Raw genomic sequence first — 14,162 nt, 5'->3', positions numbered from 1 at the left:
GGTTTATTTTTCTTTCGGCGGGTAATGGAGCGGGGCGAAAAATTCGTCGAGGGTAATATTGTAAAACTTGCAAATAATCGAAATAGTCGTCAGATTCGGGAAATTCTTGCCGGATTCGAGTTGTGCAATTCCCAGCTCGGTCGCTTCGGCCAACTGCTCCTGCGATTGGTGGTTGTGCATGTGCCTTAGTTCCTTCACCCGCAGAATGATTTTTTGAAGCAATTCTTCGTCGCGGCGTTGTTTTTTCCGTTCCATTTTACAAAAAAATGGAATAAGTCGATTTTTTGCACTTAAACATGTTTAAGTATTAAGTAATTTACTTATATTTGTACCAGTAAAATTCAGAATACAGAAATTATGCTAACTTTGCAGAACAATACGGCATCGCCGTAACGACATACCATAAGGTTAAGACAACCTTTACGCCGTTAACAAACTTCCGACTGTTGCTATGACAGGTTTATGCGTGGTGTAAATATTGTCTGAAACCTTTGCTATGTCCCGGCCTCGTGCCGGGACGGCTTGGGCGTAAGGGCAACTTCCAGAAACGGTTCGCGAGACCAGTGGGGGAGTTTGCACCTGCGCCCTTGCTTTTTTTCGCAGGCCGCAGGCCGTATGCCGCCTCCGGGTACGGTTCGGGCGATGAATTCTTCTCCCCTGAACAGCGTCACTATTGTTCGTCCGGCCGTACCCGTTTTTTTCGCCCCCCCCCTGTTTTTGCCTCCCGGTGCATCCCGCAATGGAAAAGGCCTGCGCACGTCATGCGCAGGCCTTTTGCCCAGTTGCCGTTGCAGGCCTACGCCTGCGCAGCTTCCTTCTCGGCCATCACGCAGCGCGTGGTGCCGAAAATATTGAGGTTGAGGTGCCCGGCGATGTAGGCCAGCGCCTTCTGTGCCTTGACCGAGTTGCCGGCCTCGTCGAGCGGCGGGGCGAAGGCCGCTACACCCATCACGCCCGGGACGACGCCCATGATGCCGCCGCCCACGCCCGTCTTGGCCGGGAGCCCCGTCGTGAAGAGCCAGTCGCCCGTGTGCTCGTAGAAACCCACGGTCGCCATCATCGAGGCGATTTTGGGCGACAGCTCGGGCTTGAAGACCTGTTGTTTGGTCACGGGGTTCTTGCCTCCGTTGGCGATCGTCGCCGCCATCGTGGCGAGCTGCTTGGCCGTCACGCCGATCGAACACTGGCGCGTGTAGATGTCCAGCGCCATGTCCGGGTCGTCGTAGATGCGGTTGTAATTCTTCAGCAGCCATGCGATCGACTTGTTGTTGAAGTTGGTCGCCGTCTCCGACTTGTACAACTCGTCGATCACCTCGACCTGCGAGCCTGCGAGCCCTTCGATGAAGCCCGTGATCGCCTTCCATTTGCCGTCGCTGTCGCCTACGGGCTGCACCATCGAGCAGGCGCTGATCGCCCCGGCATTCACCAGCGGCGTCGAGGGATGGTCGTTTTCGAGCAGGATCGCCATGATCGAATTGAAAGGCAGCCCCGTCGCATCGGCGCCGATCTTCGTCAGCACCTCCTGTGCGCTGTACTGGTTCATCGCCAGGATGGCCGTCGGGACTTTCGATACCGATTCGATGCCGAATTTGTAATCGGTGTCGCCCACGGCGATCACCTCCCCGTCGGGCAGGCAGGCCGCGATGCCGAAGAGGGTCGACGGTACGTTGGCCAGGTAGGGGATATAGTCGGCGTTCTTGCCGCCCGTTTCGTTCTTGCAGCGCTCGTAGGCCTGCTGTACGGCCTCGCGAACCGTTGCGTTGTCGATTTTCTGGATCATTGTCTGATGTATTTACCGATTTATTTGTTGTGAAGTTCCGTATCCGAAGGTTTCGCCATCGGTTCGGGAGCGTTGGTATGTACCGGAGCCGCTACGACGGGCTGCTGCTCCCAGTGGAACGGGGCGAAGTCGGCCGCGGCCTCGGGGTCTTTCCACGACGGTTTGCGCATGGCGTAGATCACGAACGGGGCGCCCACGACTACCACGCAACCGATGATGAGCACCGAGAACCAAACGGTGTTGCTGCCGGTCGAGATCTGGCTGGGCGGTACGAAGCTCAGGACGAAGGCCAGCAGGGCTCCGCAGAAACCCAGACAGCCCAGGAACCACATCAGGCCGTTGCCCTTGCCCAGGCGGAACGGGCGGTCGGTGTTCTTCATCTTGTAGCGCAGCACGATCGCCGCCGAGAACATCAGCATGTACATGATCAGGTACAGCAGTACGGTCAGCTGCGAAAGTATCTGGTAGAACGACTGCACCGAGGGCATCACGACGAACAGCAGCGCCAGCAGCGTCACGACGCAGCCCTGGATGAGCAGGATATTCTTCTGTACGCCGTTCTTGTTGGTCTTCTGGAAGAACGGGGGCAGGTAACCCGCCTTACCCACGGCGAAGATACCCTTCGAAGGGCCGGCCACCCAGGTCAGCACGCCGGCCAGCACGCCGAACATCAGGGCGATGGCGATGATCGGGCCCGCCCACGACATATGCAGGTAGTGGAAATAGTTGTCGAAGCCCACCAGCAGCGACTGCGTGAGGCTGATGTCCTTGGCCGGGATGATGAAGCCCAGCGAGAAAGTACCCAGCACGAAGATGCAGACCGTTACGAGCGAACCGATGATGATGGCCTTGGGGTAGTTCCGCGACGGGTTCTTCACGTCCATGACGTGTATACCCATCATCTCCATACCCGCATAGAACAGGAAGATACTGCTGGCCAGCACCAGGTTGTCGAATTTCGACAGGTCGGGGAAGAAACCCTGCGACATGTCCATGTGGTTGTGTCCGCCGGTCGAAATGTAGATGATGCCCAGCAGGATCAGCAGGCCTGCGGGAATGATCGTACCGATCATACCGCCCCATTTGCTGATCTTGCCGACCCATCCCAGGCCCTTGAGTGCGATGAAGGTGGCGATCCAGTAGATTGCCAGCACCATGCAGAGCGTGAAGACCTTGTTCGAGGCCAGCGCCGCGTCGTGCACGTCGTTCATGCCGATGAAGGCGATCGACACGGCACCGAACGTCAGTACGGTGGGGTACCAGATCGTCGACTCGATCCATTGCAGCCAGATGGCCAGGAACCCCGTGCGGGCGCCGTACGCCTCGCCGACCCAGCGGAATACACCGCCCTGTTTGGTGGAGAACATCGCGGCCAGCTCCGCGGCGACCATGGCCGTCGGGATGAGGAAGACGATGGCGGCAAACAGATAGTAGAATGCCGATGAAAGTCCGTAGACGGCCTCGGCGGGGAGGCCGCGCAGACTTACTACGGCAGTCACGTTCATAATCGCGAGTGTCATGACACTCAGTTTGAACCCTGTGCTTGTGGTAGTTTTCTTTACATCCATAATTCGGTTTGATTGAAATTGGTTTTAACGCTCATTGAGGTTGCAACTACCGTGCAAATCTGCCGTACAGGCTCTTTTTGCCCGGGCGATAGCGGCCGTATTGCCGAAAAAAACTATATTTGCACATAAACTTTACGCCTATGTACCGTATCGCGCTAATCCTGGCCCTGTCCATCTTCGCCGCTTCCTGCGGCGGACGCCGTTCTCGGCCGCAGCAGACGGCCTGCGTGTCGCAGCCCCGTGTGTTCCTCCCGGCGATCGCGCCGGCGCGCCTCTCGCCCCAGAAGCAGCGCGACTACCTGCGCTGGCACTATTGGGATCGCTTCGATTTCGCCGATACCCTGTTCGTCCGCGAGGCCGATACCGTGCAGATGGTCGAGGCCTATGCCCGGTGGGTGGCCCTGATCTCCGACCGTCCGGCCGACGCCGCGCCGATGGATTCGCTCATGCGCCGCGCCTCCGCCTCGCGCCCGATGCTCGACTACTTCACGATGCTCGCCCAACAGGTGATCCACGACCCCAATTCCCCGCTGCGCAACGACGAATTCTTCATCCCCGTGATGCAGGCCGTGCTGGCGAGTCCCTATTACGACGAATACGAACGCATCGGGCCGGCCTACGACCTCGCTATGGCCTCGCAGAACCGCCTCGGGCAGCGTGCCAACGATTTCCGCTACACGCTCGCTTCGGGCGCCACGGGCACGCTCTACGGCGTGAAGGCCGAATATACGCTGCTGTTCATCAACAACCCCGGCTGTGCGATGTGCAAGCAGTTGCGCGAGCAGATCGCCGGCTCGCCCATGCTTTCGGAAATGATCGAGCGCGGCCGCCTCAAAATACTGGCGCTTTATCCCGACGAAGACCTCACCGAGTGGCGGAACTACCGCGACCATATCCCCGCGAGCTGGATCAACGCCTACGATGCCGGCTGCCTCGTCCGCGAAAACGGCACCTACGACCTGACGGCCATTCCGTCGCTCTACCTGCTGGACAGCGACAAGCGCGTGCTGGTGAAGGATTCCACCGACGTGCCCTATATCGAGGAGGTTATCGACCGGAGAGGGTAGGGCGTCCCGTTCCCGGCGGCCCGCTTTCTCCGCCGGCTCTTCATACCGTTCTTCTCCGCCCTCCCCGCCTCTGCGCGCGTGCACATGACATCGGCTATAAGCGTTGCTTATCGCCCTATAAAAAAAGACAATCGGGATTTTATCCGGATTTTGTGCCTAATCGTTACCTTTGCACTGCACAAACAGAAAAACTAACACTCAAACATTATTACGATTATGGCAAAGAAATGGCGTTGTACCGTATGCGGTTACATTCACGAAGGCCCCGAGGCACCCGACCAGTGCCCGATGTGTAAAGTTGGCAAGGAGAAATTCGTCGAGGTCGTGGAGCAGGAGGGCAACCTCGAATTTGTGACCGAGCATGTCATCGGTGACGGCAAGGGCGCCAGCAAGGAGCTTTGGGAAGGTCTCCAGAACCACTTTATGGGCGAGTGCACCGAGGTGGGCATGTACCTTGCGATGAGCCGCCAGGCCGACCGCGAAGGGTATCCCGAGATCGCCGAGGCATACAAGCGTTACGCATGGGAAGAGGCCGAGCACGCCTCGAAGTTCGCCGAACTGATCGGCGAGGTGGTCTGGGACACCAAGACCAACCTCTACAAGCGCATGAACGCCGAGAGCGGCGCCTGCGAGGACAAAATGCGTCTGGCCCGCATGGCCAAGGAGCAGAACCTCGATGCCGTGCACGACACCGTACATGAAATGGCCAAGGACGAAGCCCGCCACGGCAAAGGTTTCGAAGGCCTCTACAAGCGTTATTTCGGCAAATAGTATTAGGTATTGCACTATATGCGAAAAGGGCGGCACCAGTGTGCCGCCCTTTTCATTTGCGCATTTCGCGCAGCTTCATAAACAGTAAAAACTTGTCTGTGAGCCACTCGTACCCCTCCTTTGCGGCACGTGCCACGTCGTAGACCGTTTCGACCTGGTCGCGGATGCGCTCCACGCCCTCGCGTATGGCGAGCAGGTAGATCACTGCTGCGAGCACGGCGAAGAATCCCCCGACGATGAGCGACGAAAGGATGAAGGAGCCCGTCACCTCCGACAGCCATACGACCAGTGCCGTAAGCAGCAGGAAGATGGCGATCGAGGCCGTCATCACGAAGAAGACCAGCGCCGCGACGAAGGAGCCGCCCGAAGTTTTTCTGTTATCCATCCCCATGAGACGTCATTCAGGCGATGTTTACTTTTCCTCGCATTTGCAGCGTGCCTCCTCGACCTTGCCGCGCACTTCGTCCACTTTTTCGCGTACCTTGTCGACTTCGTCGCCGATCAGGTCTTTGATTTGTTTGCGGAGTTCCGCACCCGACTGGGGCGTGAAGAGCATCGTGAGGGCCGATCCGATAATCATGCCGCCCACGAGCGATGCGATGACGATTCCTGTGTTTTTCATAGCTGTTGGTGTTTATTTGATTCAGCCCTTCGAGTTGCAAAGTCCGCGCCAAATTGTTACCTTTGGGAGCATGATCCCCGATCCCTGCACAACCGTGGCCTTCACCGGCCACCGTACCTATTGCGGCGAGGCCGCCGCCGCGCTTGCCGCCGCCATCCGCGGGCTTCATGCCCATGGTTTCAGGACGTTCCTCTGCGGCATGGCCGTAGGCTTCGACCTGGCCGCCGCCGAGGCGGTGCTCGAACTGCGCGGTTCCCTCCCCGGGCTGCGGCTCGTCGCCGTAGTGCCCTTTGGCGGGCAGGAGGCGCGCTTCTCCCATGCCGACCGCGCCCGCTACCGCGCTGCGATGGCTTCGGCTGACGATGCCGTCGTCCTGTCTCCGGTCTACCGTGCGGGGTGTTATGCCGTGCGCAACAACTACCTCGTCGACCATGCCTCGCTGCTCGTCGCCTGGTACGACGGTTCGCCCGGCGGCACGCGCCATACGGTTTCCCGCGCCCTGCGCCGGGGCCTGGAATTCGTGAACCTCCACCCGCAGCGTGCCGGAGTCGCGCTGACCGAACCGACGCTTTTCTGACACGGCTCCTCCCGCGGCACAAAAGGCTCGGACAAATTGTAAATAATATATGAATAATTCATCGGAACAACTCATCGGCAAGCACCCGCGCATAGAGGCCGTGGATGCTTTACGGGGTTTTGCCGTTATGGCTATTCTCCTGGTTCACAACCTGGAACATTTTATCTTCCCGGTCTATCCTGCCGATTCCCCGGGCTGGCTGAATGCATTGGATCAGGGGGTCTTCAACGTCGTCTTTACCCTGTTTGCCGGAAAGGCCTACGCGATTTTCGCCCTCCTGTTCGGATTCACGTTCTACATTCAAAGCGACAACCTGAAGCGGCGGGGCGGGGACTTCGGCTATCGTTTCCTGTGGCGGCTGGTGCTGCTGGCCGGGTTCGCAACCCTGAACGCGGCTTTTTTCCCGGCCGGGGATGTCCTGCTGCTGTTCGTCGTTGCGGGACTCGTCCTGTTTTTTACGCGCAACTGGGGCGACGGGGCTATCCTCGCCGCCGCCGTCGTTTTCCTGTTGCAGCCTGTCGAATGGTACCACTGCATAGCCGCCCTGCTGAATCCGGCCCACCGGTTGCCCGACCTGGGGGTCGGTGAAATGTATGCCCGAGTGGCCGAATACACGAAAGCCGGGAATTTTGGGGATTTCATCCTGGGCAATGTCACCTTGGGGCAGAAGGCCAGTCTGTTGTGGGCGGTAAACGCCGGGCGTTTCGTCCAGACCGCCGGGTTGTTCCTGCTGGGTTTCTATATCGGCAGGAAACAGTTGTTCGCCGCCACCGAAAAGAATCTCCGCTTCTGGGTGAAAACGCTGATCGTCTCCGCCATTGCCTTTGCCCCTTTGTATACGCTCAGGGAGCTTGTCACGGACAACGGTGCAGTCGTCGGGCAGACAGCCGGAACGGCGCTCGACATGTGGCAGAAGCTGGCTTTTACGCTGGTCTTGGTCGCTTCGTTCATCCTGCTTTACCAGCGCAGGAAGTTCAGTGCCGCCGTTGCCGGCCTGCGCTTCTACGGCAGGATGAGCCTTACCAATTATATATCCCAGTCCGTTATCGGGGCCTTCGTCTATTTCCCGTTCGGCCTTTATCTTGCCCCTCGGTGCGGATACACGGCCAGCCTGTTGGTCGGGATTCTGGTGTTCCTGCTGCAGGTGCGGTTCTGCAAATGGTGGCTGGGAAGATACAAACAAGGGCCGTTGGAGTATATCTGGCATAAGTGGACTTGGATCGGAACCGATAAATAGCCTGCCGGTTTCCGTTTCCGTTTCCGTTTCCGCTCCCGCTGCCGCCTCCCGCTGCTTCCCGCTGCAAAGCAAAATCCCCGGAGACTTTCCGCCTCCGGGGATTTTCAAAATGTCCCTGCGCGGGATTATTTCCAGTTGAGGATCTTGTGGAAGTCGTACTCCTCGGGGTTTGCGACATACTGCTTCGCAGCCTCGTAGTCCGCAGGCGTGATGGCGTTGATGATGTTGTCCACCACCGACGAGAACTTGTCCGACTTGATGTCCACCAGACGGGGCGGTATCTTGCCCGTCGTCGGATCTTGCAGGTCTTTCAGGTAGAGCGGGTTGACGTTGCCTTCCGAATCCACGTAGACCATGCATCCGGTCTTGCCCTCGGCAAAGAGTTTGTGTACGCCGATACCCAGTTCCGAGCAGTACGTCAGGTCGTATGCGATCGGGGTCTGGCAACGGATCTCGTAACCCAGCTCCACGGGGCGGCTCTTGACCTTGAGACCGATCTCCTTGAGCTTTTTCTCGATCATCTCGTTGAAGATGTGCGCTTTCGACACCTTGCCCAGCTCGGGGTGCCCGTGCTCGTCATAGGTGAAATGGATGCCGCTCTTGCGGATCTCCTCGTCGCTCAGTGCGTGGAATACGCCTTCCGAGATGACGGCGGCGCCGTAGTCCATGCCCATGATCTTACGCTTGATGATCGACGAGATGACGAGGTTCACGATCTTTTCGACCGTGATTTCCGTCTTGTCGAACATCTCGGGGATGACGATTATCGGGTAGTGGCAGGCCTCGCCGATGCCGAATGCCAGGTGGCCGGCGCTGCGGCCCATGGCAGCCAGTACGAACCAGTTGCCGCTCGTGCGGGCGTCCACGTAGACGGCGCGTGCGATGACGGCACCCTTGTCCTTGGCCGACTCGTAACCGAACGTGGGCGTGCCTTTGGGCAGCGGCAGGTCGTTGTCGATGGTCTTGGGCACGTGGATGTTTGCGATGGGGTATTTCTTGGCCTCCAGGAACTTGGCGATGCGGTTCGCGGTCGATGCCGTGTCGTCGCCGCCGACCGTCACGAGCAGCTTGACGTTGTTGTCGGTGAAGAACTTGAGGTTGAAGTTGTTTTCGAAATCCGAATCCTTGGGTTTGAAACGGCTCATCTGCAGGAACGAACCTCCCTGGTTGAAGATGCCGTCGGCCATGGGGTAGTCGATGTCCACCATGCGGGGCGACGGGTTGAAGAGCCCCGTGTAGCCCTCGTGCAGGCCGATTACGCGGTAACCTTTGCGGAGGAAAGTCTTTGCGACGCTGCCTACCACGGTGTTCATACCGGGTGCGGGGCCGCCGCCAGTCAGAATTGCGATTGCTTCTTTCATGATTGTGATTGGGTTTTTATGTTTGAACCTGAATTAACCTAAATTGCCGCCCAAAATTACGATTTATTTTTCAAACGGGCAAAAAAATGCCCGCCCTCTTGCAGGATGCAATTTTATTTATTATATTGTGAATAAAATAAAGCGTAGACTTTATAATAAACATGTCTCACTAAAAAATGTTGCCGTGAAAAAGCTTCTTTGCGATTGTTTCGCCGTGAGAACCGTATCGAATTTTTTATATTCCGCCACCCTGGCGCTGGCATTGGTGCTGGCCGGCTGTGCGGCAACCAAATCCGCCTCTGCCCCCGAACCCCGATCCGTTGACGGGGACGCCGCCTCGGCCGCCCTGCACGAGCAGGCGCTCCGGGCGCTCGATGCCCGCATGTTCGTGATCAAAGGGGATGAATTTTACCTGCCGGGCGATAAAATCCCGGTGAAACAATCTCCGGACAGTTACATTTCCATGCAGGGGACGCATGCCGTCATCCGGCTGTCACCCAGCCTCTTTCCCCGCAGTACGTGGCGCACCCTGAACATCGAGGACGATGCTGCCGAAATGACGTTGCTCAAACGCAAGCGCAACGGCGACCTGCAGTACCGGCTCTTGATCGTAGGCCCCCAAACCGCGCAGGACCGGGAGGTGATCGTGACGCTGTATAAGGGTTCGAACAAGTGCTTTGTCCGGATCAATAAAGATCTCAACAGGCGCAGCCATTTCCTCAATTTCACCGGGCATATCCATCCGGCAGGGGAGTGATGGGGCTGCGGCCGCCCGCCGCATGGTCTGCGCTCCGCAAAGAAAAACGGTGTCCGGAACTCCGGACACCGTAAATTACATAAAATTCAGTGCTTGGATATATTGAGTAAATACAGCTCTTATTCCCTGAATTTGGAGGACGCCGGGTTATTCAACCACGGTTACGTTCACAGCCTGCTCGCCTTTGGCACCGCTGCCGACTTCGAATTCGACTGCCTGCCCTTCGTTGAGCGACTTGAAACCGTCCGTCACGATACCCGAGAAATGAACGAAGATTTCCTTGCCGTTCTCTCCCGTAATGAATCCGTAGCCTTTTTTGCTATCGAACCATTTAACCTTGCCTGTCATAAAAATGTAAATTAAAAAGTTTGTACTCGGCAAAGTAAAATAAAAAACATTGGCTTTCAAAACTTTTTGGCATGTTTTTTCATCTTTGGCAGAAAATTTTTATCTTTTTTGTTTAAAAGTCATCTTATCATTTGTAACCGTTGCCATCGGCAGCCAAAGCAGGTGAAAAATCGAATTGTTTTGTCGTCGGACGACGATGGGGAAACCCAGATATGGATGCGGGGATGCGTTCCCTTATTACTTTTTTTGCTGGAACTTTACAAAATCCTTAATGATCTCCTCCTTTATAATTTCGCCGTCTTTGTATAAGGTACGCTTGCCTGAGAACTTACCCTTATCATTGGGAAAGTCGTCACGCTCCAACCATTCGCCGTCCTTTTCGCCGTCCTTATTGTATTTACCGGTTTTTTTGATTGTACCATCGGTGAAGATTTCGGAAAACGAACCTGTCATTTTTCCGTTCTCGTAGGTGACGCGCTGAATAAAATCACCGATATTGCTGCCGTAATGCGCAATTTGGCTTCCGTGCAAAACGCCGTTCTTGTAATTTCGGTTCGTGGTAATTTCCCCGCTTTCATAATCGTAATCACGTTCAACTCCGTCCTCTATGCTCATGGCATACCCTTTCTCCGTTTCAAGTTTGCCGTTGGTGTAATAGGTTTTTACGATGCCGTTCAATTTACCCTCTTTGAACGGAGCCTCTTTTTTTAATGCTACGCCATCCGAATAATACTCCTTGTAAACTCCGTCTTTGCAGCCTTCTTTATATGTTCCCTCTTCTTTGAGCCTGTTGTTTTTAAAATACTTATAGTCGCCATTATACATTCCGTCTTTGAATTCGGCGAGGATATATTCCGACCTGTATCCGTCGATAATGCGGTGCGAACCGTTCAACGGAGTGTTGTCTTTGTCATACTGGCGAAAGAGTAACCGTCCGTCGCCATAATTGATGACGGATAATTCATCTACCTGATAGACTTTTTCCTGCGCCATACCTGTAAGTGTCAATCCTACGAAAAGGAGTGAAATCGCTAACTTTACCATGTTTAAATTTGTTTTTATTTTGCAATAATAGCGGTTATCCATAAATAATCAGTTGTCCAAAACGATCATTTTGTTTTCCAATTATTATCCCTGCCCGATAATGTGCTATTAACAAATTACTTACAATAGGATACACAGAAAGACTTCTATCCGAGAGAGTATTCTTTCAATGGCTTTTTTTGTTGGCAGTCAACTTCAGGCAAGTGCAAATAAATAATGATATCAATGGCATGCGCTATTATTTTATTTCGTATCTTTGTCCTGAAGATTGTTTTTAACGTCGACGCAATATGAACAAAAAACTGAAACTCGCACTTGCGACACTGCTGGGATTCTCGGCAGCCTGTTCCACGGTCAGGAATGCGCCCGCCAAGGGCGAGGGCGAACAGCGACAGGAAGCCGGAGCGCCCGAAGTCAGGGATTCGGTTGCGCCCCCGCGCGTGATGGTGATGTACGGGGTTCGCCCTCCCGGACAGAAAACGATCGGCGTGCCGCTCAAGGAGTCGGCGGTCGGCCCTGCCGAAGACGAGCAGCTCGACCCCGTAGCCGAGAAACCCGCCGACGACACGCCCTATATGGACACGAAGGGCAAGAAGGCTCCCGAAGGGGGGAAGTAACCCATGTCCCGTCGCCGCCTGGGGCTGCGCAAGCGTCTGGCCCTCAATATTTTTTCCGACCTTTACTCCTCGGCCGTCGCCGAGCACAGGCTCGATACGCTCTTCTGGGAATGTACGTTGCGCTGCAACCTCTCGTGCCGCCACTGCGGCAGCGATTGCCGCGTGGATCCCGGTGTGCGGGACATGCCGCTCGAAGATTTCCTGAAGGTGCTCGATGAGGAGGTCACGCCCCATGTCGACCCTGCGCAGGTGCTCGTCATCTTTTCGGGCGGCGAGGTGCTGGTGCGTCCCGACCTCGAACGCGCCGGAGCGGAGGTCACCCGCCGCGGCTATGCGTGGGGCATGGTGACCAACGGGCTGGGGCTGACCGAATCCCGCTTCCGCAGCCTGCTCGATGCGGGGCTGCGTACGGTCTCGGTGAGCCTCGACGGCTTCGAACGCGAGCACAACTATATCCGCTGCAACCCCCGCAGTTACGAACGGGCGCTCGGTGCCCTGCGCATGATCGTCCGCGAGCCGTCGCTCGCCTACGACGTGGTGACCTGCGTCTCGGGGGCGATGGTGCCCAGGCTCGGCGAATTTTGCGAAATGCTCGTCGCCGAGGGTGTGAAGCACTGGCGGCTCTTCTCGATCTTCCCCATGGGACGCGCCAAGGACGATCCGACGCTGCGCATGACCGACGAACAGTTCCGCACGATGCTCGAATTTATCCGGCAGACCCGCCGTGAGGGGCGCATCGACGTCAGCTATGCCTGCGAAGGCTTCCTCGGCGGGTATGAAACCGAGGTGCGCGACCATTTCTACCAGTGCGCCGCGGGCGTTTCCGTCGCCTCGATCCGCGTCGACGGCGCCATTTCGGGCTGCACGTCGATCCGTGCCAATTTCAACCAGGGCAATATCTACCGCGACAAATTCTGGGACGTGTGGCAAAACCGCTTCGAACCCTTCCGCAACCGCGAGTGGGCGCGGTGCGGCGAATGCGCCTCCTGCAAGATGTTCCGCTATTGCCTCGGCGGCGGTATGCACCTGCACGGCGACGACGGCGGGTTGCTCTATTGCCACTATCACCGGCTTTGACGCATATCCCTTCCTGAAAAAGGGGCCGCCGTCCGTCGGCGGCTGTTTTTTTTCTCGGTTGTCCCTTTCCTTGTCGGCTCTTACCTCGGCGGTTCCGATCTCAGTTGTTCCGATCTCGACTGCTCATCCTCGGATGCCCTTCCCTTGTCGGCTCTTCCTCGGGGCTCGGCAGTTCTTCCCTTGTCGGCTCCGATCTTAGCTGTTCCGATCTCGACTGCTCATCCTCGGATGTTCTTTCCTCGGCGGCTTTTACCCGCGGCATTGCCGGGGCACCTGTGCCCGTGTCCGTTTATTCGGGCAGAAGCCCGTCCAATGCGAGCCCCTCGTCAAACAGCCTCGTCTTGTAATCGACCCCCAGCTTGTCGAGCAGCCGGACGATATTGAACCCTGTGGCATACATATACTGGGATATGTCCGTCCGGTAGAGCCAGTCGTTCGCGTCAAGGTCGTAGCCGCCCGGACAGGCATGGAACTCGATGTAACGCGCCGTGCCCTCCATCGTTTCGTAAACCCGTTCCGCTCCGACTGCTTCCGGGGCCAGTTCGCGCCGCATTCTTGCATGGCGCTCCGCGCGCAGTTTCCTAAACCCGTCGATGTCCCTGCGGATAATCTCTGCATCGGTTTGCCCGAGTGCATCCAGCAGGAAGGCGTTTTCCCGGTCTACGGATTCTTTGTACCAGCCGTATCTTTGATAGTGTCCTACCAGCTCCGACGAAGGGATGAGGCCCGCTCCCGAAGCTTCGAATTGCGCGAGATACGCCGGATGCCGGAATTGGAATCCGTGGAAATATTCATGCAGCACCATCGTCCGCCATATGGCTACCTCTTCCGTGCCGGGTATGCAGCGGGCCGTAATCTCGGGCGAACTGCACAGCAGGTATGCCGAACGGTAGTCGTATGCCGAACCGGCATCGGCCGGGTCTAAGGAAATCGTTCCCTGCATGTGGAATTCGAGCGAGTCGATCGTGGGCGTCGTATAGATTTTCAACTCACCGTCCCTGTAACGCAGCGTTGCCGGATATTGCGCCAGAAACCGCGCTTCGGGATTTACGGCATAGCAAAGCGAGTCGGTGAAGTAGACCAGCGGCACTTCGAATTGCGGATCGTCGAATCCCGGCCAGACGGCTGCGGCAACCTGGGCTTTCAGCTCCAGCACCTCGCAAATTCGTGTCACGGCGATCCGGTCTTGGGCGGTCATCGGTATTTCACAACCGGATAGCGCGGTGCCGATCAGCACGCAAAAACAGATGTGGAGTAGTTTCATCGTGGGATAGGTTAGGGTCAATACGAAAAAAGAGGATATCGAATGATGTGCACCCCAAAGTTTGGACTGATT

At 56.6% G+C, this 14,162-nt stretch carries 16 protein-coding genes; 7 read left to right on the top strand and 9 right to left on the bottom strand.

What is annotated here, in order from left to right; all coding sequences use genetic code 11:
- Positions 1 to 3: 3 nt before the first annotated feature.
- The 3 genes from QVP03_RS03240 to gadC all read right to left on the bottom strand — a co-directional run bounded on the left by QVP03_RS03240 (position 4) and on the right by gadC (position 3,348).
- Positions 4 to 255 carry a helix-turn-helix domain-containing protein gene (locus tag QVP03_RS03240; RefSeq protein WP_022332178.1) on the bottom strand — a complete coding sequence of 84 codons (252 nt, stop codon included), beginning with the start codon at positions 253 to 255 and terminating at the stop codon, positions 4 to 6.
- 541 nt (positions 256 to 796) lie between these two features.
- Positions 797 to 1,780, bottom strand: a complete 984-nt coding sequence (gene glsA / locus QVP03_RS03235; protein WP_018697271.1) for a glutaminase A — start codon at positions 1,778 to 1,780, stop codon at positions 797 to 799.
- Positions 1,781 to 1,800: 20 nt separating this feature from the next.
- The gene (gene gadC, locus QVP03_RS03230) at positions 1,801 to 3,348 is read right to left on the bottom strand and encodes a putative glutamine/gamma-aminobutyrate antiporter GadC (RefSeq protein WP_022332177.1); all 1,548 of its coding nucleotides are present in this window, start codon (positions 3,346 to 3,348) and stop codon (positions 1,801 to 1,803) included.
- A 140-nt stretch (positions 3,349 to 3,488) separates the two neighbouring features.
- Between gadC and QVP03_RS03225 the strand changes: the two genes are divergently transcribed.
- Positions 3,489 to 4,415, top strand: a complete 927-nt coding sequence (locus QVP03_RS03225; protein WP_022332176.1) for a DUF5106 domain-containing protein — start codon at positions 3,489 to 3,491, stop codon at positions 4,413 to 4,415.
- Between the two features lie 216 nt (positions 4,416 to 4,631).
- A complete protein-coding gene (locus tag QVP03_RS03220; RefSeq protein WP_018697267.1) occupies positions 4,632 to 5,186 on the top strand; it encodes an NADH peroxidase in 555 nt (184 codons plus the stop codon).
- Between the two features lie 52 nt (positions 5,187 to 5,238).
- Here the strand turns inward: QVP03_RS03220 and QVP03_RS03215 are convergent, their stop codons facing one another.
- Positions 5,239 to 5,571 (bottom strand): phage holin family protein, encoded by a 333-nt coding sequence (locus QVP03_RS03215; protein WP_055202971.1) that lies wholly within the window; start codon positions 5,569 to 5,571, stop codon positions 5,239 to 5,241.
- 27 nt (positions 5,572 to 5,598) lie between these two features.
- Complete coding sequence (locus QVP03_RS03210) at positions 5,599 to 5,808, bottom strand: YtxH domain-containing protein (RefSeq protein ID WP_022332174.1); 210 nt, start codon at positions 5,806 to 5,808, stop codon at positions 5,599 to 5,601.
- Between the two features lie 70 nt (positions 5,809 to 5,878).
- Between QVP03_RS03210 and QVP03_RS03205 the strand changes: the two genes are divergently transcribed.
- Together QVP03_RS03205 and QVP03_RS03200 are read left to right on the top strand one after the other, a co-directional pair.
- Positions 5,879 to 6,385, top strand: coding sequence for an SLOG family protein (locus QVP03_RS03205; protein WP_022332173.1), 507 nt, complete (start codon positions 5,879 to 5,881; stop codon positions 6,383 to 6,385).
- 49 nt (positions 6,386 to 6,434) lie between these two features.
- Positions 6,435 to 7,622 carry a DUF418 domain-containing protein gene (locus tag QVP03_RS03200; RefSeq protein WP_022332172.1) on the top strand — a complete coding sequence of 396 codons (1,188 nt, stop codon included), beginning with the start codon at positions 6,435 to 6,437 and terminating at the stop codon, positions 7,620 to 7,622.
- Between the two features lie 125 nt (positions 7,623 to 7,747).
- Here QVP03_RS03200 and QVP03_RS03195 read toward each other — a convergent pair whose 3' ends face one another.
- Positions 7,748 to 8,983 carry a 6-phosphofructokinase gene (locus QVP03_RS03195; protein WP_022332171.1) on the bottom strand — a complete coding sequence of 412 codons (1,236 nt, stop codon included), beginning with the start codon at positions 8,981 to 8,983 and terminating at the stop codon, positions 7,748 to 7,750.
- A gap of 184 nt (positions 8,984 to 9,167) precedes the next feature.
- Between QVP03_RS03195 and QVP03_RS03190 the strand changes: the two genes are divergently transcribed.
- Positions 9,168 to 9,740: a DUF4251 domain-containing protein gene (locus QVP03_RS03190; RefSeq protein ID WP_022332170.1), complete on the top strand. Its 573-nt coding sequence runs from the start codon at positions 9,168 to 9,170 to the stop codon at positions 9,738 to 9,740.
- 147 nt (positions 9,741 to 9,887) lie between these two features.
- On the opposite strand, the gene QVP03_RS03185 is transcribed toward QVP03_RS03190, so the two are convergent.
- Positions 9,888 to 10,088: a cold-shock protein gene (locus tag QVP03_RS03185; RefSeq protein WP_018697260.1), complete on the bottom strand. Its 201-nt coding sequence runs from the start codon at positions 10,086 to 10,088 to the stop codon at positions 9,888 to 9,890.
- Positions 10,089 to 10,325: 237 nt separating this feature from the next.
- The gene (locus tag QVP03_RS03180; RefSeq protein WP_022332168.1) at positions 10,326 to 11,132 is read right to left on the bottom strand and encodes a toxin-antitoxin system YwqK family antitoxin; all 807 of its coding nucleotides are present in this window, start codon (positions 11,130 to 11,132) and stop codon (positions 10,326 to 10,328) included.
- Positions 11,133 to 11,422: 290 nt separating this feature from the next.
- Between QVP03_RS03180 and QVP03_RS03175 the strand changes: the two genes are divergently transcribed.
- On the top strand, positions 11,423 to 11,749 hold the full coding sequence (locus tag QVP03_RS03175) for a hypothetical protein (RefSeq protein WP_022332167.1): 327 nt from the start codon (positions 11,423 to 11,425) through the stop codon (positions 11,747 to 11,749).
- Positions 11,750 to 11,752: 3 nt separating this feature from the next.
- On the top strand, positions 11,753 to 12,826 hold the full coding sequence (locus QVP03_RS03170) for a TIGR04133 family radical SAM/SPASM protein (protein ID WP_022332166.1): 1,074 nt from the start codon (positions 11,753 to 11,755) through the stop codon (positions 12,824 to 12,826).
- 289 nt (positions 12,827 to 13,115) lie between these two features.
- On the opposite strand, the gene QVP03_RS03165 is transcribed toward QVP03_RS03170, so the two are convergent.
- On the bottom strand, positions 13,116 to 14,090 hold the full coding sequence (locus QVP03_RS03165; protein WP_141405568.1) for a hypothetical protein: 975 nt from the start codon (positions 14,088 to 14,090) through the stop codon (positions 13,116 to 13,118).
- Positions 14,091 to 14,162: the final 72 nt, after the last annotated feature.

Source organism: Alistipes sp. CAG:29, from assembly GCF_000435435.1.
Lineage (GTDB): Bacteria > Bacteroidota > Bacteroidia > Bacteroidales > Rikenellaceae > Alistipes > Alistipes onderdonkii.
Note: the sequence above shows the minus strand (reverse complement) of the source record. Positions and strands in the feature narration are given on the sequence as shown.